Annotated in this window: 16 protein-coding genes; 3 read left to right on the top strand and 13 right to left on the bottom strand. The window is 70.5% G+C overall.

Annotation, left to right across the window (positions count from 1 at the left end):
• Nucleotides 1–14: 14 nt before the first annotated feature.
• Nucleotides 15–989: a phosphotransferase enzyme family protein gene (locus tag EDD27_RS04855; protein ID WP_164903481.1), complete on the top strand. Its 975-nt coding sequence runs from the start codon at nucleotides 15–17 to the stop codon at nucleotides 987–989.
• On the opposite strand, the gene EDD27_RS04850 is transcribed toward EDD27_RS04855, so the two are convergent.
• Genes EDD27_RS04850 through EDD27_RS04825 form a run of 6 tightly spaced genes read right to left on the bottom strand, consistent with a single transcriptional unit; the run spans nucleotide 976 to nucleotide 6,560 of the window.
• Complete coding sequence (locus EDD27_RS04850) at nucleotides 976–1,347, bottom strand: universal stress protein (RefSeq protein ID WP_127931273.1); 372 nt, start codon at nucleotides 1,345–1,347, stop codon at nucleotides 976–978. The two genes, EDD27_RS04855 and EDD27_RS04850, sit on opposite strands and share 14 nt — an antisense overlap.
• Nucleotides 1,344–2,864, bottom strand: coding sequence for a tripartite tricarboxylate transporter permease (locus EDD27_RS04845; RefSeq protein ID WP_338324632.1), 1,521 nt, complete (start codon nucleotides 2,862–2,864; stop codon nucleotides 1,344–1,346). The genes EDD27_RS04850 and EDD27_RS04845 overlap by 4 nt, the downstream gene beginning before the upstream one ends.
• Complete coding sequence (locus EDD27_RS04840) at nucleotides 2,861–3,307, bottom strand: tripartite tricarboxylate transporter TctB family protein (protein WP_127931272.1); 447 nt, start codon at nucleotides 3,305–3,307, stop codon at nucleotides 2,861–2,863. The genes EDD27_RS04845 and EDD27_RS04840 overlap by 4 nt, the downstream gene beginning before the upstream one ends.
• A complete protein-coding gene (locus tag EDD27_RS04835; protein ID WP_127931271.1) occupies nucleotides 3,304–4,290 on the bottom strand; it encodes a Bug family tripartite tricarboxylate transporter substrate binding protein in 987 nt (328 codons plus the stop codon). The genes EDD27_RS04840 and EDD27_RS04835 overlap by 4 nt, the downstream gene beginning before the upstream one ends.
• Before the next feature lie 37 nt (nucleotides 4,291–4,327).
• The gene (locus EDD27_RS04830; RefSeq protein WP_127931270.1) at nucleotides 4,328–5,605 is read right to left on the bottom strand and encodes an enolase C-terminal domain-like protein; all 1,278 of its coding nucleotides are present in this window, start codon (nucleotides 5,603–5,605) and stop codon (nucleotides 4,328–4,330) included.
• Between the two features lie 13 nt (nucleotides 5,606–5,618).
• Complete coding sequence (locus EDD27_RS04825; protein ID WP_277750691.1) at nucleotides 5,619–6,560, bottom strand: 5-dehydro-4-deoxyglucarate dehydratase; 942 nt, start codon at nucleotides 6,558–6,560, stop codon at nucleotides 5,619–5,621.
• Between the two features lie 104 nt (nucleotides 6,561–6,664).
• Between EDD27_RS04825 and EDD27_RS04820 the strand changes: the two genes are divergently transcribed.
• Together EDD27_RS04820 and EDD27_RS04815 are read left to right on the top strand one after the other, a co-directional pair.
• The gene (locus EDD27_RS04820) at nucleotides 6,665–7,459 is read left to right on the top strand and encodes an IclR family transcriptional regulator (protein WP_127931268.1); all 795 of its coding nucleotides are present in this window, start codon (nucleotides 6,665–6,667) and stop codon (nucleotides 7,457–7,459) included.
• 3 nt (nucleotides 7,460–7,462) lie between these two features.
• On the top strand, nucleotides 7,463–8,212 hold the full coding sequence (locus tag EDD27_RS04815) for a sulfite exporter TauE/SafE family protein (RefSeq protein WP_127931267.1): 750 nt from the start codon (nucleotides 7,463–7,465) through the stop codon (nucleotides 8,210–8,212).
• On the opposite strand, the gene EDD27_RS04810 is transcribed toward EDD27_RS04815, so the two are convergent.
• The 7 genes from EDD27_RS04810 to EDD27_RS04780 form a co-directional block, all read right to left on the bottom strand.
• On the bottom strand, nucleotides 8,213–9,088 hold the full coding sequence (locus EDD27_RS04810) for a carbohydrate ABC transporter permease (protein ID WP_206641247.1): 876 nt from the start codon (nucleotides 9,086–9,088) through the stop codon (nucleotides 8,213–8,215).
• Nucleotides 9,085–10,014, bottom strand: a complete 930-nt coding sequence (locus tag EDD27_RS04805) for a carbohydrate ABC transporter permease (protein ID WP_206641246.1) — start codon at nucleotides 10,012–10,014, stop codon at nucleotides 9,085–9,087. The genes EDD27_RS04810 and EDD27_RS04805 overlap by 4 nt, the downstream gene beginning before the upstream one ends.
• Nucleotides 10,015–10,074: 60 nt before the next feature.
• Nucleotides 10,075–11,397 (bottom strand): ABC transporter substrate-binding protein, encoded by a 1,323-nt coding sequence (locus tag EDD27_RS04800; protein WP_127931266.1) that lies wholly within the window; start codon nucleotides 11,395–11,397, stop codon nucleotides 10,075–10,077.
• Nucleotides 11,398–11,415: 18 nt separating this feature from the next.
• Entirely contained in the window at nucleotides 11,416–13,515 is a 2,100-nt protein-coding gene (locus EDD27_RS04795; RefSeq protein WP_164903480.1) for an alpha-galactosidase, read from the bottom strand.
• 121 nt (nucleotides 13,516–13,636) lie between these two features.
• Complete coding sequence (locus tag EDD27_RS04790) at nucleotides 13,637–14,656, bottom strand: LacI family DNA-binding transcriptional regulator (RefSeq protein WP_164903479.1); 1,020 nt, start codon at nucleotides 14,654–14,656, stop codon at nucleotides 13,637–13,639.
• Nucleotides 14,657–14,708: 52 nt separating this feature from the next.
• Nucleotides 14,709–15,530 (bottom strand): carbohydrate ABC transporter permease, encoded by an 822-nt coding sequence (locus EDD27_RS04785; protein WP_127931264.1) that lies wholly within the window; start codon nucleotides 15,528–15,530, stop codon nucleotides 14,709–14,711.
• A complete protein-coding gene (locus EDD27_RS04780) occupies nucleotides 15,527–16,483 on the bottom strand; it encodes a carbohydrate ABC transporter permease (RefSeq protein ID WP_127931263.1) in 957 nt (318 codons plus the stop codon). Before EDD27_RS04780 ends, EDD27_RS04785 begins: the two co-directional genes overlap by 4 nt.
• Nucleotides 16,484–16,488: the final 5 nt, after the last annotated feature.

The raw sequence follows: 16,488 nt of genomic DNA, 5'->3' as shown, positions 1-16,488 counted from the left end.
CCATACTGGGTCGTGTGGATCTCGTGGCGTACGTGCGCGAAGCCTTCGGGTGGGACGAGGACGTGGTGGCGTTCCAGGGGCCGCGCGGCGCGCTGGGGCAGATCTGGCGGCTGGAGGCCGGGCCGGCGCGCTACGCGCTGAAGGAGATCTTCGCCGAGCCGCCGTCGGAGGGTTTGATAGCGGCGGAGCTGGCGTTCGCACGGCAGGCCGCCGCGGCCGGGGTGCGGCTGCCGGCCAGCCACGCCGACCGCGACGGACGCTATCTGCTCACCACGCCCGACGGGACCTGGCTGCGCCTGTACGACTGGGCCGACCTGCGGCCGGTCGAGCTGACGGCGCAGGCCACGCCGGCGGAGCTGGGGGCGCTGCTGGCACGCTTGCACCGGTGCGCCCCCGCCATGGCTTCGGAGCCGGACGGCCGCCCGCCTGACCCCTGGTACGACCGGGTCCCCGCCACCCACGCGTGGGCGAAGGTGTCGGCCTCGGGCGCGTCGTGGGCGGCGCGGCTGGCCGACCGGCTGGCCATCCTGCCCGAATTGTGTGCCGCGGTCGCGCCGGCCGATCCCGCCGGCCTGATCGTCTGCCACCGCGACCTCCACCCCGAGAACGTCCTGGCAGATCCCGCCGGCGGGCTGGTGGTCGTCGACTGGGACAACCTCGGGCCGGCCGCGCCGGGCCGGGAGCTGGCCCGGGCGCTGTTCGACTGGTTCTGCGACAACTCGGTCGCCGACCTCGACGCCATGCGCGGCATGTACGAGGCCTACGTACGCGCGGACGGCCCCGGGCGCATCTCCGAGCCGGCGGACTTCTCGATGCTGGTCGCCTCCCGGGTCAACTTCCTGCTGGTCCAGTCGCGCGTCGCCATCGACCCGGAGGCCGAGCCGCGCCACCGCGAGTGGGCGGAACGCGAGATCGACGAGGCGCTGCGCATCCTGCCCACTCCGCGGCAGCTGGCCGACGTGCTGGAAATGACCCTCAAGACTCCTTGACCGCCAGCACGGGGCAGGGCGAGTCCAGCAGGATGCGCTGGGCCGTGCTGCCCATGATGAGCTTGCCGACCGGGGAGCGGCGCGGCACCCCGATCACGACGAGGCTCGCCGACTCCTGCTGCGCCACGTCGAGCACGGCGGCGGCCGGGTCGGTGTCCTGCACCTGCCGCACCTCGTGCCCGTCGCCCACCCGCTGTTCGAGGTCGGCCACGTCCGCGGTGTCGGGATCGACGTACGAGCCGGGGCGGGAGACGTTCACCACCACGAGCCGGGCCTTCCTGAGCTCGGCCTCGGCCAGCGCCTCGGCGAGGACGGCCTGCCCGAGCGGCGTGGGGACGTATCCGGCGACGACGGTCATGCTTCCACCTTCTCTCGGGACGGGTCCTTGCGCTTGGTCAGGCGCAGGACGGGGGGCACGACGATGATCAGGACGATCACGGCGAGCAGGGTGGCGGTGATGGGCTGGGTGAGGAACCCGGTCACGTCGCCGCCGAAGATGCGCATCGACCGGCGGAACGACGACTCCAGCAGGCTGCCGAGCACGAACGCCAGCACGAGCGGCCCCGGCTCGTAGCCGGCCTTCTTCATCAGGTAGCCGAGCACCCCGAGACCGACCATGAGGAACATGTCGAAGACGCTCATCCTGACCGTGTACACGCCGATCATGGTGACGAGGATCGTCAGCGGGGCCAGGATCGCCTGCCGCACCCGCAGGATGCGTACGAACAGGCCGATCAGCGGCATGCTCATGACCAGCAGCAGCAGGTTGCCGACGTACATGGAGTTGACCACGCCCCAGAACAGGTCGGGCTTCTCCTCCACCAGCATCGGGCCGGGCGTGATGCCCTGGATGAGCAGCGCCCCGAACATGATGGCCATGGTGGCGTTCGCCGGGATGCCCAGTGTCAGCAGCGGGATGAACGACGAGGTCGCGGCGGCGTTGTTGGCGGTCTCCGGCCCGGCCACGCCCTGGATGGCGCCCTTGCCGAACTTCTCCGGCTCCTTGCTCGCCCGCTTCTCCACGGCGTAGGCGACCATGGACGACATCGTCGCGCCGCCGCCCGGCAGGATGCCGAGCAGGAAGCCGAGGAACGAGCCGCGGGTGATCGCGCCCTTGGACTGGCCGAGCTCCGCGCGGGAGGGGTAGACCGAGCCGACGGCGGCGGCCGGCTCCGCGGGCCGGCGCAGCGACTCCAGGTTGTAGAGGATCTCGCCGACGCCGAACAGGCCCATGGCGACGATGACGAAGTCGATCCCGTCGAGCAGCTGGTCCACGCCGAGGGTCAGGCGCGAGACGCCTTCCAGCGGGTCCTGCCCGACGGTCGCCAGCAACAGCCCGACCGTGGCCATGAGGATGCTCTTGAGCGGCGAACCGGTGCCCAGCGTGGTGATCAGCAGGATGCCGAGCAGCGCCAGCGCGGTGTACTCCGACGGGCCGAAGTCCAGGGCGAAGCCGGCCACCAGCGGCGCCACGAACGTCAGGCCGATGATCGCGACCGTGCCGCCGATGAAGGAGCCGATGGCGGCGATGCCGAGTGCCGAGCCGGCCCGGCCCTGCCGGGCCAGCGCGTGCCCGTCGATGGCGGTGACCACGCTGGACGCCTCGCCGGGCAGCCGCAACAACACCGAGGTGATGGTGCCGCCGTACTGGGCGCCGTAGAAGATGCCCGCGAGCATGATGATGGCCGCGGTCGGCTCGATGTTGTACGTGATCGGCAGCAGCACCGCGATGGTGGCCGCCGGCCCGAGGCCGGGCAGAACCCCGATCAGCATGCCGAGGGTGACCCCGAGCAGGCAGTAGAAGAGGTTCTCCGGCTGGAAGACCACGCCGAAGCCGTCGATCACCGGGGAGAGGAAGTCCATGTCCAGTCTCACAGTTGGATGATGTGGGGCAAGGACACCCCGAGCCCTGTGATGAACAGCAGGTAGAGCGCCGCCGTCGCGACGACCGAGACCACCGCGGTCATCCGCCAGCTCTCCCGGCCGAGCCCCTTGAGCCACAGCACGAGCAGCGCGATGGTGGGCACCTCGAAGCCGACGAGCTCGAACAGGAACGCGTACCCGATCAGCGAGGCGGCCGCGATGGCGACCGTCACGACATCCTTGGTGAAACGTTCCTCGTCACCGCGCGGCCGCGACTGAAGCACCAGCACCGCGGCGACGATCACCATGGCGACGCTGACCACCAGCGGCCACATGCCGGGCCCGGGGGCCGACAGGCTGCCGACCCCCAGACTCCACGACATGATCGCGGCCACCACGCCGATGACCAGCGGCACCAGGGCGGCGACGACGTTCAGCCGACGCTCGTAACTCACTGCTGCTGCGCCTTGAGGTCGATGCCGAGGTCCTTGGCCAGCTTGTCGAACCGCTGCAGGCTCTCGTTCAGCTGGGTGCCGACCTGCTCGCCGTTGGCGTCCCAGCGGCCGATGTAGTTGGCCTTCAGGATCTCGTTGTACTCGGGCGAGGCGATGGCCTTGTCGATGGCCGCGGCCAGCTTGTCGCGCACCTCGGCGGGCAGCCCGGCCGGTCCGGCCACGAACCTGCGCTGGTCCACCACGACGTCGTAGCCGGACTCCTTGGCGGTCGGCACCTCGGGCATGGCCTCGAGACGCTTGTCGGAGAAGACCGCCAGCGCCCGCATCTTGCCGGCCTGGACCTGCTTGAAGCCCTCGGCGATCTGCACGGACGCGGCGTCGACCTTCCCGCCGAGCACCGCGGTCACGGTCGGCGCGCCGCCGTCGAAGGGCACGGGGGCGGCGTTCGTCTTGGCCAGGCCGAACAGCAGGGTCTGCGACAGCTGGCTGCCGGTGCCGGGGCCGGTGGTGCCGTACTTGACGCTGGGGGCCTCGACCAGGTCCTTGAGCGTCTTGTACGTGGAGTCGGCGGGCACCACCAGGACGTAGTCCTCGACCGCCAGGCCCTTGATGAAGGTCATGTCGGTGAGCTTGACCGGGTCGGCGTCGTTGAGCATGAGCGGCCCGATGGCGAAGAGCGACTGCGGCATCACCGCGACGCGGTAACCGTCCGGCTTGCTGCCGAACACGTCCTTACCAGCGATCTTGCCGTTGGCGCCCGGCTTGTTCACGACCACGGCCTTGGCGCCGAGCGGCTGCTCGATGCTCTTGGCGAGGGCGCGGGTGAGCAGGTCGGTGCTGCCGCCGGGGTCCGTCGGCACGGTGAACTCGACGGGCTTGTTGGGGTAGCCGGACGCGGCGGCGCTCTTGTCAGCGCTGCCGCCCTGCACGGAGCAGGCGGAGGCGGCCAGCGCGACGGCGGCCAGAAGTACGCCGATTCTCATAGGAAATTCTCCGTTTTACCAGGGGGAGGAGGGGTTTTCACCAGCGAGGAAGTGAGGGCTGGACCCAGTCGGGGTGGACTTTGCGCATGGCGGCGACGTCGTCGCGGTCACGCATGTCGGGGCGGGTCAGCCAGCGTTCGTGCAGCGCGGCCAGCGCGTCCCTGTCGAGCTCGACGCCGAGGCCGGGCGCGTCGCTCACCTCGAGCGCACCGCCGACGAAGCGGTGCGGCTCGGTGATGACGTCCTCGGTCTGCCAGGGCCGGTGGCTGTCGCAGGCGTAGCTCAGGTGGGGGATGACGCTGGCGACGTGGGTCATCGCCGCCAGGCTGATCCCGAGGTGGGTGTTGGAGTGCATGGACAGGCCCACGCCGTACGTGCGGCACAGCGCCGCCAGCTCACGGGTGGCCTGCAGGCCGCCCCAGTAGTGGTGGTCCGACAGCACGACCTGGACGGCGTCCTTGGCGAACGCCTCCGGCACCTCGGCGAACGTGGTGACGCACATGTTGGTGGCCAGCACCGCGCCGGTGCGCTTGCGCACTTCGGCCATGCCGTCCACGCCCGCGGTCGGGTCCTCCATGTACTCCAGCAGGTCGCCGACCTCCTCGGCCACCCGCACGCTTGCCTCGACCGACCAGCCGCCGTTGGGGTCCAGCCGCAGCGGGTAGCCGGGGAACGCCTTGGCCAGCGCCTTGATGGCGGCGATCTCCTGCTCGGGCTCGAACACGCCGCCCTTGAGCTTGAAGGAGGTGAAGCCGTAGTCGTCGGCGAAGCGCTGGGCCTGCCGGACGACGCCGTCGGGGTCGAGGGCGGCGCCCCAGTCGTCGGGGGCCTCGCCGTCGGGGTGCTCGGCCCAGCGGTAGAACAGGTAGCCGCTGTAGTCGACGCGGTCGCGTACCTTGCCGCCGAGCAGGCAGTGCACCGGCAGACCGGTCGTCTTGCCGAGCGCGTCGAGGCTCGCCACCTCGAAGGCGGAGACGACGCTGCGGATCAGCTTCTCGTTGTTGCGGGTGCCGCGCAGACCGGCCGGGTCGAACTCCTTGACCTTGTCCGTGGCTCCGCTCAGCGTGGCGGACGCCAGGGCGTACAGGCCGTTCATGGCGGTCAGGTCGCGGCCGGGGAGGGCGTCGGCGAGCTTGCGGGCGACGTCCAGGTAGTCGGTGTCGCCGTAGGTCTCGCCGATGCCGGTGACGCCGTCGTCGGTCTCGATCTCGACGATCGTGCGCGGGGTGTACGGCTGGTGCACGCCGAGCACGTTGAGCAGCGGCGGGTCGCTGATCAGGATGGGCGTGACGGTCGCCCGGATGATTCGTGACATGTGGGGATTCCTTCTAGGCGGCGGCGAGGGCGAGTCCGGTGCTCAGCAGGCCTTCGAGGGTCCGCAGGTGCTCGGGGGTGGGGTCGGTCAGCGGGGCGCGTACGGAGCCGACGTTCGCACCGCGTAGCCGGGCCCCGGCCTTGACCAGGGAGACCGCGTAACCACTGCCCTGGTCGCGCAGCTCTACCAGCGGAACGTAGAACTCCTTGAGCAGCCGGTCGACGCGCGCGTCGTCACCGGCGTGCAGCGCGCGGAAGAAGGCGCCGGCGATCTCCGGGGCGAAGGCGTGCACCGCCGAGGAGTAGGCCGGCACGCCGATGCCGCAGTAGGCCCGCGCCTGCATCTCGGCGGTGGCCGCGCCGTTGAAGAACAGCCAGTCGCCGGGGGCGGCGAGCTTGATGCGCTGCAGCCGGTCGAGGTCGGAGTGGCCGTCCTTGACGCCTATCACGTTCGGGATCTCGGCGAGGGCCGGCACGGTGGCGACGTCGATCCTGACCTGGGCACGCTGGTAGATGATGATCGGCAGCGCGGTGCTCGCGGCGACGCGGCGCACGTGCTCGACCAGTCCCCGCTGCGGGGTCTCGGCCAGGTACGGCGGCAGCAGGAGCAGGGCGTCGGCCCCGGCCCGCTCGGCGGCGGCGGCGAACCTGGCGGCCTGGGCCCAGCCGTAGCCCGCGCCCGCGACCACCGGCACCGCGCCGTCCGCCTCCTCGACCGCAGCCTTGATCAAACTGGCGTACTCGTCCTCGGCGAGCGAGAAGAACTCACCGGTCCCGCAGCACGGGAACACCGCGCCGGGACCCGCCGCGACCTGCCCCCGCACATGCGCCCTGAATCCGTCCAGATCGACGCACCCGTCGGAGTCAAAGGCAGTCAGCGGGAACGACAGCACGCCCGTGTCCATCCCCCGGCGCAGCCGTTCGGATATCTCCTCGGTCGTATACGTGGCAGGCAAGCTGTCTCCATATGTAGATTGCTGAGCATGTGGCTGGCAGTTAAGCTCCATTTTGGTAATGTGTCAACACTTTGACCCAGGCGTGCAGACTCTTGTGAGGTGCAATGACCCATCCCGAGAGCGGGGTGCGCAGCGTCAAGTCCGCAGCGCGGACCATCGAGCTCCTCGAACTTCTGGCCTCCCGCCAGAACCGCCCCGCCCGCCTGCGTGAGCTGAGCGAGGCCCTGGGCGCCCCCCGCAGCAGCCTGTACGCGCTGATCCGCACCCTCGTGGAGCACGGCTGGGTGCGCACCGACGAGACCGGCAGCCTCTACAGCATCGGCATCCGCGCCCTGCTGGCCGGCACCACCTACCTCGACACCGACCCGTACCTGCGCATCGCCCAGCCGCACATCAACGACCTCAGTGCCAAGCTGGACGAGACCATTCACTTCGGCCGCCTGGACCGCACCTACATCGTCTACCTGGCCACCAAGGAGTCGAGCCGCTACGTGCGACCGTTCAGCCGCGTGGGCCGCCGGCTGCCCGCCTTCAGCACCGCCATGGGCAAGTCGCTGCTGGCCGAGCGGCTCGGCACCCCGGACGAGGTGCCGATCCCGCAGCCGATCGTGCCGCTGACCCCCAACACCCTCGTGGACAAGGACGAGCTGCGGCGCGATCTGGAGCTGACCCGCGAGCGCGGCTACGCCATCGACAACGAGGAGAACTACGCCGGCCTGAAATGCTTCGGCTTCGCGCTGCGCTACAGCTCCCCCGCGACGGACGCGATCAGCTGCTCGGTGCCCATCGCCAGCATGACCGACGAGCGGGAGCGGGAGATCGTCGAGGCGATGGAGAAGGTCAGGCTGGCCATCGAGCGGATGGCGCCGATCGATCTGTCCGCACCCGGGTGGGTCTGACGGTTGGATCTGCTCTCCGTGGCCCTGCTGATCGCCGCCGGACTGGGCTCCGGCCTGGCCGGCTCCATCGGCGGGCTCGCCTCGCTGGTCAGCTATCCGGCGCTGCTCGCCTTCGGCCTGCCGCCTGTCGTCGCCAACGTCACCAACACCGTGGCGATGTTCTCCACCACCGTCGGCACCGCCGCGGGCTCCCGGCAGGAGCTGCGCGGCCACGGCCGGCGCGTCGCCAAGCTGGTCGCCGTGGCCGCGGTGGGCGGCACGGCCGGGGCCTGGCTGCTGCTGGCCACCCCGGCCAAGGCGTTCGAGTTCGCCGCGCCGTTGCTCATCGCGTTCGGCTCGGCGCTGCTGCTGGCCAGGGACCCGCTGCGGCGCCTGGCCGACGCGCGGGCGCCCAAGACCGCGTCCTTCCTGCCGGTGGCCGTGGCGGTGGCCCTGGTCGGCGTGTACGGCGGCTACTTCGGCGCGGCCTCCGGCGTCATCATGCTCGCCGTGCTCTGCGCCAGCGTCACCGAGCCCCTGCCGGTCACCAACGCGGTCAAGAACATGGCGACCGGCGCGGCCAACATCACGGCCGCCGTCGCGTACGCGTTCCTGGCCCCGGTTCACTGGCTGGCCGCCGGCGCGCTGTCGTGCGGGTGCCTGGTGGGCAGCTGGCTCGGGCCGAAGGTCGTCCGGCGGCTGCCGGAGCGCCCGCTGCGCTTCGCGATCGCCCTGGCCGGCTTCGGCCTGGCCGTCAGCCTGTGGATGGCGTGACTACTTCACCGCCCCGCCCGTGATCCCGGAGATGATCTTCCGCTGCGCGACCGCGAAGACCACCAGCAGCGGCAGGCTCATCAGGATGATGTACGCGAAGATCAGGTGCCAGTTGTTGAGGTAGAGCCCGGCGTTGGCGACCTGGAACAGGTTCAGCGGCAGCGTGTCGAGCCGGCCGCCGACGACGAAGAAGGCGTAGAAGACGTCGTTCCACACGTACAGGCAGATGAGGATGGTCGCGGTGGCCAGCACCGGCCGCAGCAGCGGCAGGATGACCGACACGAACACCCGCACGGGCCCCGCGCCGTCCATGCGGGCGGCCTCCTCCAGCGACAGCGGCACGGTGCGGACGAAACCGGTGACGAAGAAGATCACGGTGGACATGTAGATGCCGGCGTAGACGCCGATCATGCCGACCGCGCTGCCGGCCAGGCCGAGCTGGCGCAGCAGGAGAACGATGGTGACGACGGCGGGCGGCAGCACGATGCCGCTGATCGCCAGCGCGTACAGCACGGCGTTGAGCCTGGTGGTGCGGCGGGCGAGGACCCAGGAGGCCATCGAGCCGAGCGTCAGCACCAGCGCCACGGACGGCGCGACGACGAGCAGGCTGCCGAAGAACGCGGCGGGGACCTCGCCCTGCTGCCAGACCTGGGCGAGGTTGTCCCACAGCTGCCAGCGCGACGGCAGGGACAGGTCCGGCGACAGGGCCTCGCCCTGCGACTTGCCGGCGGTGACGACGACCAGCCACAACGGCACGCCCATCACGAGGGCGACGAGTACGACGACGGCGAAGGGACGCAGCCGGGCGGCGATCCCGCGCGAGCCCGGCGCGGGCACGCGGCGGCGCACCTTGCTGCCAAAGGCCTGAACTGTCACAGGATCTCCTCCCTCTTACGCAGGATCCGGATGACGGGGAACGCCAGCAGGGCGACCATGAGGAACAGCACCAGGCTCATGGTCGTGGCCTGGGCGAACAGTCCCTGGCCGAACGTGCGGTAGATGAAGATGTTCAGGATCTCGGTGCTGCGCGCGGGCCCGCCGCCGGTGAGCGCCTGGACGATGTCGAAGCCGTTCATGGAGCCGAGCAGCGAGGTGGCGACGTTGAAGGTGACGGCCGGGGCCAGCAGCGGGAAGCGGACCGACCAGAACGCCTGCCAGCCGGAGGCGCCGTCGATGCGGGCGGCCTCGGTGACGTCCTCGGGGATGGTCTTGAGACCGGCCAGGTAGATGAGCATGGACAGGCCCATCCACTTCCAGGCGTGGATGACCGCGGCCAGCACGAGGGTCCAGGTGGTGCTGCCCAGCCAGGCGATGCTCACCTGCTGACCGGTCAGCGCCGACAGCAGGTCGTTGAGGCTGCCGTCCGGCTTGAGCAGGGCCTGGAAGACGTACCCGACGGCCAGGGCGGACATCAGCACGGGGATGACGAAGATCAGGCGCGCGGCGCGGTTGAGCCAGGTGTCCTTCTCCAGCAGCACGGCCAGGCCGAACCCGAACAGGTTCTGGAAGAGGGCGACGAGGGCGGCGTAGATGACGGTGATGCGCAGCGCGCTGAACATCGTGCCGTCCGACAGCAGATAGCTGAAGTTGTCGAAGCCGACGGGCCGGATGTCGCTCTTGAAGCTGGACCAGTCGGTGAAGGCGTAGATGAAGTTGAAGACGGTCGGCAGGAAGAAGAAGACGAAAAGGATCGCGAACGCCGGGATGAGGAACCACATCGGGTGGTTCTGACGCCTGGCGGCCGCCGCGGGGGTGCGGCGGCGGGCGACGGGGAGCGTGAGCGTCTCCTGACCGGTGGGCACGAGGCGCCTCCTAGAAGGGAGGGCGGGAGGCCGATCGGCCTCCCGCCGGGCGTACGTGGGTCAGAAGCCGGAGGCCCCGGCCGCCTTGGCGAGCTGCGCGAACTGCTTCTGGGTGGCGGCGGCCACCTGCTCGGGCGTCAGGCTACCGGTGATCATGTCGGCCAGGTTCAGGTACAGGTCGGGGTTGGCCACGGCCAGCGCCTGCATCGACCCGACCGAGGTGCCGACCGAATTGTGCACGTCCAGCAGCGCCTGCGGCACCCCGGCTGGGGTGGGCACGTCGCTGCGCAGCGACACGGTCTTCCTGTCCGCGACGAAGCCCTGGTAGCCGGGGCCCATCCAGTACGCGAGCAGCTGCCGCGCGGCGGCCTCCCGCTTGGCGTCGCCGGTGCGGAAGGCGACCAGCGCGTTCGACTGGTCGGGGATGAACGTGCCCACGTTGCCGGACGGCGAGATCGGGAAGAAGCCGATCTTCTTGTCCAGCTCGGCCGTGTCGGCCTTGGCCTGCAGCTGACCGAAGAACGAGTTGACCTGCATGGCCATGGCGGCCTTGCCGGACAGCAGCGCCTCGCCCTGGTCCTCGAACTTCGCGGTCTTGATGTCGGAGTTGAACAGCCCCTCGTCGATCAGCGCCTTGTACTTCTTGATCGCGTCCAGGATCGTCTTGTCCTCGAACGTCTCCTTGCCGGTGTTGACCCGGTCCCACAGGCCGCTCTTGGCGGCGTCGGCGAGCTGCACCTGCACCCACCATTGCGTGGCCCACTTGTCGCCGGCCATCTCGAAGAACGGGGTGACGCCCTTGCCCTTGAGCTTGCGCCCGACCTCGACCAGCTCGTCGAAGCTCTTCGGCGTCTCGGTGATGCCGTTGGCCGCGAAGACCTCCTTGTTGTAGTAGACGCCTTCGACGGCCGGGCTGGTGATCAGCGCCGCGTAGCGGGTCTTGTCCAGCAGGCCCGTGATGTCACGCAGCTCCGGCGCCATGGTCGGCACCCACGGCGCGCCGTCGAGCGGCTGGAGGTTGGTGCGGGCGTTGAGCGCGGTCAGCATGGAGGCGGTGGGCTGCCAGAAGGCCAGGTCCGGCTTGTCGCCGGTGGCCACCTTGGTCTGCACGCCCTGCTCGTACGGGTCCGGGATGGTGACGACCTCGACCTTGGCCCCGGTGGCCTGGGTGAAGGCGTCGGTCACGGCCTTGGGCACGGTGTTGCTGTTCTGGGCGGCCCAGATGGTGAGCGTGACGCCGTCCAGGCGGGCGGTGGGGGACGGCCAGGCCGCCGGGGCGGCCCCTGCGTCGGCGGACGTCGCCGGGCCGGCAGCGGGATCGCTGCAGGCGGTGAGGGCCAGGGCGGCCGCGGCCGCGACCGCGGTGATGGCTGCGAGTCTCACGGTGAGCTCCTTTGCGGGTCAGAGAGGGCGGAGCCGGAGGATTCGGGCGGTGGGGGCGGGGCACGTGGCGGTGACGGTGAGCTCGGCGGTCCGCGGGTTCCACGTGTGCGTCCAGCCGTTCGCCGCCGCGGGGTAGGCGACCTCCACGCTCAGGTCCCGGCCCGACAGGTGGGGCAGGGAGAGCACGGTGGTGTCTATGGCGCCGGGCCGGCGCCAGATCCCCAGGTGGGTGCTGTCCTCGGCACGCAGGCCGAGGGCGAGCCAGGGGTCGTTCCAGCCGGGCAGGCCGAGCGGCCAGCACGGCGTGGCTCGGATCAGGTCCGGGCGGAGGCTCTGGTGGAGCCGGACACCCTCCTTGACCAGCGCGAACTGCTGCGGGGTCATCCTATGCAGGTTGCCGGACAGGTAGAGACGGCCCAGAATGCCCGTGACCAGGGTGAAGGCGATCTCCTCGTCCGCCATCTCGGGCTGGGGGTAGGCCCAGTTGGCGGCCTGCTCGGGCAGCAGCGACAGCGGCGCGGCCACCGCGATCGGCGGGTAGCGCAGGAAGTCCTGCTGGTCGCTGGTGGACTGCAGCTGCATGCGGGTCAGCAGCGCGTAGTCCATGCGCATCGCGCCGGAGCCGCAGTTCTCCAGCACCAGGTGCGGGTGCCGGCCCAGGACTCCCTCCAGCCAGGCCAGGTGGGCCCGGTTGTGGGCGAGCAGCCCCGCGCCGACGCTGGTGGCGTCCCGGTCGGTGCCGGCGCCGGGGTTGATGTTGTAGTCCAGCTTGAAGTAGCCGACGCCCAGCTCTTCCACCAGCCGGTCCACCACCTGGTCCAGGTGCGCGACGGCGGCGGGGTGGCGCAGGTCCAGGTGGTAGCGGCCGTGCTCGGCGACGCGCTCGCCGCCGCGCTGCAGGAACGCCTCGGCGGGCAGCTTGTCGGCCATCGGGCTGCGTACGCCGATCACCTCGGGCTCCAGCCACAGGCCGGGGGTCAGGCCGCGACCGGCGATGTGGGCCAGCACTTCTTGCAGGCCGTTGGGGAAGCGGGTCTGGGAGGGCTGCCACTCGCCGACGCTGTCCCACCAGTCGCCGCCGTCGTCGTACCAGCCCGCGTCGACGCAGAAGACCTCCGCACCGGCCGCCGCGGCGGCGTCGATCAGCGGCAGCAACTTGTCCGTCGTGGGGTCGCCCATCAGCGTGTTCATGTAGTCGTTGAACACCACCGGCAGCGTGGCCCGGTCGGGATGCGGGCGCAGCAGCGCTCGCCGGTGCGCGGTCAGGGCCGCCGCCGCGCCCTCCACGCCGTCGTCCGAGACGGCGACCGAGACGGGCACGGTGGTGAACGACTCGCCGGGCGCGAGCAGCTCGCTCCACTGGTGGTCCACGTCGGTCGGCCCGGACAGGGCGACGTACACGCCGTCCATCCGTTCGCCGGTCTCCCACCGCCACGGGCCGTTGTGCTCGATCTGCCACAACCAGGTCTGGCCGGTGCGGCGGTCGGTCAGCCCGCCCATCGGCACGTGCTCCCCGCTGGACCAGGTTCCGGTGCTGGTCAGGGTGAACACGCCGCGTCCGTGCTGGCCGTGCCCGGCCAGGCCGAGGTCGGGGACGTGCTCGCTCAACCGGCGCCGGGACCAGCGGCTCTCCCCCAGCCATTCGCTGCTGGCCCGCAACACGTCGAGCTCGCTCACCGGCCGCCCGAGGAAGCCGGCCGCGAACGACGTGACGGCCAGCAGCAACACCGGCTTGTCCCCGTGGTTGGTCACCTTGACCCGGGTCTGGACCGCGGCCACGCCCTCCAGCGAGCGCATCGTCAGCTCGGCGCCGAGGCCCGACGTCTCGTCCCGCAACCGCACACGCAGCTCGCGCCATGCGCCGTCGCTCGACTGGTCGGAGCCCGCGTACCGCAGCCGGGAGCCCACCGCCGTCTCCGACAGCCGCTGCGAGGCGCGGGCCCGGCCCTCACCCGGCACCAGCACCTCCACCAGCGGCTGCGACACCTGCACTGGCGCGCCGGCCGGGCCGGCCGACAACGCGCGCAGCGCCACCGGGCGATCCGGGTGGATCTCCACGACGGCGTCGAGGCCGGCATGGCCCCAGCGCAGGGTCTGGGCAACGTCAGCAGGCTTCAAGATCTCTCCTCAGGTACTGCGGCAACGCTAGTTGTGACCGGTCACATCACTCGTAGGCGTTAGTGTGAGCGGTCACATCACCAGAAGAGAAGCCTGTTTGCGGGATTGTTACGCGCCGATTTCAGGAACGGGGCGGCGGCGCGGTCGACTCGCGCACCACGAGCGCCGGCGGCACGAGGACGGGCACGGGCTGCGCCTGGCCGGTCAGCTCGGCCACGGCCGCGTGGAAGCAGGCCCGGCCCAGGCCGGCGAAGTCCATCCGCACCGTGGTCAGGGCGGGGGTCGAGTACGCCGAGCCCGGGATGTCGTCGAACCCGACGATGCTCACGTCACCGGGCACGTCCTTGCCCGCGTCGTACAGAGCGCGCCGAACCCCCTGGGCGATGTCGTCGTTGCCGCACAGGATCGCGGTGACCTCCGGCTCGGCGGCCAGCCGCCGCCCCGCCGCGTAGGCGGACTCGATGTCCCACCCGCAGCCCAGCACCTCGGGAACCTCCGCCCCCGCCTGCACGAGCGCGTCCTGCCAGCCCGCGAGCCGGCCGCCCGGTCCGCCCTCGGACGGGATCGCCACGTGGTGGACGGTGCGATGGCCGAGCTCCAGGAGGTGCCGGGTGGCGTCGGCGGCGGCCCGGCGCTCGTCCAGCGCGATCGCGACCCGGCCCCGGTCGGGGGCGGCCGGCTCGGCCACGGCGACGGCGGGGACGTCCTTCGGCAGCGCCTCCAGCACCGCGATGCCCATCGGGTCCCACGCGATCACCACCACGCCGCCCGCACTGGCGTCGCTGACGTAGTCCACGGTCTGCTTCACCTCGGCGGACGCGGCCGACTCCACGACCCTGATGCCCATGGCCAGGCCCTCAGTGCGGGCGGCCTCCTCGAGTCCCCGCAAGGTGGTGGCGTAGCCGTACAGCACGGTGTTGGACGTGACGACGGTGATGCCGAGGGCGCGGCCGAGGCTCAGGGCGCGAGCCGCCCGGCTGGGCCGGAAGCCGAGCCGCTCGATGGCCGCCAGGACGGCGGTGCGTGTTTCCGGCCGCACCCGTGGGGAGTCGTTGAGCACGCGGGAGACGGTCTGGTAGGAGACCCCCGCGGCGGCGGCGACGTCCCGGATGCTGGGCGCGGATCGAGGGCTTGGGCTCACGGTCACATGGTAGGGCGGGTCACGAGCCCGAGCCGCGACCCGCCTTTAGTTGTCATCCCTTGAAGGCGCCGTCCATGATCCCGGCCACCATCCGCCGGCCGACGAAGACGAACAGCACGAGCAGCGGCAGCGTGGCCAGGAACGAGCCGGACATGGCCAGGCCGAGGTCGATGTCGAAGCTGTTCTGCAGGGCCTTGATGGCGATCTGCGTGGTGTACATCTCCGGTGACTTCAGCACGATGAACGGCCACAGGAAGTCGTTCCACGCGGTGACGAAGCCGAGCAGGCCGAGCACGAACGCGGCCGGCCGGACCAGCGGGAACGCGATCCGCCAGAAGATCTGCCAGGTGGTGGCCCCGTCGATGCGGGCGGCCTGGAGGATCTCGTCGCTGATCGTGGCGCCGATGTGCTGGCGCATCCAGAAGATGCCGAACGCGCTGGCCAGGCCGGGCACGATGAGCGCCTGCAGGGTGTCCACCCAGTTCAGACTGGAGATGATCATGTACTGCGGGATGACCCCGAGCTGCGTCGGCACGGTCATGGTCAGCACGACGATCAGGAACAGCACGTTCCGGCCGGGGAAGCGCAGTTTGGCGAAGGCGAAGCCGGCCAGCGAGCACAGCACCGCATGGCCGATGCCGATCGTTCCCGCGACGATCAGGCTGTTGACGATCGAACGCAGGAACGGCACCGTCGCGAACACCAGCCCGGCCAGGTGGAAGAAGTTCCCGCCGGGCAGGATCTCGGGCGGCATCTGCCTGGCGGTCGCCGAGTCGGTCGAGGCCACCACGAACATCCAGTACAGCGGGAACAGGCAGGCGAAGACCGCCAGCCCCAGCAGGAGGTAGGTCCACCAGCGGATCCGATGGTTCATGATCGCTCCGAGCGGGTGCGGGTGGACAGGACGTAGTTGATCGTGGCCATCACGATGATCAGCAGGAACAGGGCCACGCCGATGGCGGCGCCGTAGCCGAACTGGAACTGGCCGAAGCCCTGCTCGTACAGGAAGAGTGTGAGCGTCTGGCACTGGCGGACCGGCCCGCAGGTCACCGCCGAGACCCGCGAGATGAGCAGCGGCTCGGTGAAGATCTGCAGCCCGCCGATCGTGGAGGTCACGATCGTGAACACGATGACCGGCCGCAGGGACGGGATGGAGATGTGGCGGAACTGCTTCCAGCCGCCCGCGCCGTCGACCGCGGCGGCCTCGTACAGCGAGCGCGGGATCGCCTGCAGCGAGGCCAGATACAGCAGGGTCGTGTAGCCGAACCAGCGCCAGGTGACCATCGCCGCGATGAGCAGGTGGCTGCCCCACACCGACTGCTTGAAGTCGATCGGCTCCACCCCCACAAGCCCGAGCATCCAGTTGAGCAGGCCGTAGTCGCGGTCGAACATCTGGGCGAAGACGATGGCGGTGGCCGCGACCGAGGTGATGTACGGCACCAGCATCGACATCCGGAAGAACACCGCGAGCCGCAGCCGGGCCTGGTTGAGCAGGTGCGCCAGGCCCAGCGCCAGCAGCAGCTGCGGCACGGTCGACAGCAGCCAGATGCTGATGGTGTTCCAGGCGGCGTTCCAGAACCGGGCGTCGTCGAGCAGGCGGGTGAAGTTGTCCAGGCCGATGAAGACGCGCTCGCCGATCGGGTTCCAGTCGAACAGCGCCACGTAGAACGTGAACAGCAGCGGCACCAGGCCGAACACCGCGAAGATCAGGAAGAACGGCGCGACGTAGGCGTACGGGGCGACGCGCTCGCGGATGCTCTGCCGGACCCGGGTGGGGACCGCGGGCGGCGTACTGGCCGCCCGCGACGTGCTGAGAGTCGTCGTCACGCCGG

Origin of the sequence: Nonomuraea polychroma (genome assembly GCF_004011505.1) — a bacterium.
GTDB classification, from domain to species: Bacteria; Actinomycetota; Actinomycetes; order Streptosporangiales; family Streptosporangiaceae; genus Nonomuraea; species Nonomuraea polychroma.
The sequence above is the reverse complement of the archived record's forward strand: the minus strand, read 5'-3'. Positions and strand labels throughout refer to the sequence as shown.

What these genes read in the sequence shown, in the direction of transcription:
- EDD27_RS04850 (WP_127931273.1), bottom strand. Translation starts at nt 1,347, where the DNA reads ATGACCGTCGTCGCCGGATACGTCCCCACGCCGCTCGGGCAGGCCGTC.
- EDD27_RS04835 (WP_127931271.1), bottom strand. Translation starts at nt 4,290, where the DNA reads ATGAGAATCGGCGTACTTCTGGCCGCCGTCGCGCTGGCCGCCTCCGCC.
- EDD27_RS04830 (WP_127931270.1), bottom strand. Translation starts at nt 5,605, where the DNA reads ATGTCACGAATCATCCGGGCGACCGTCACGCCCATCCTGATCAGCGAC.
- EDD27_RS04820 (WP_127931268.1), top strand. Translation starts at nt 6,665, where the DNA reads ATGACCCATCCCGAGAGCGGGGTGCGCAGCGTCAAGTCCGCAGCGCGG.
- EDD27_RS04785 (WP_127931264.1), bottom strand. Translation starts at nt 15,530, where the DNA reads ATGAACCATCGGATCCGCTGGTGGACCTACCTCCTGCTGGGGCTGGCG.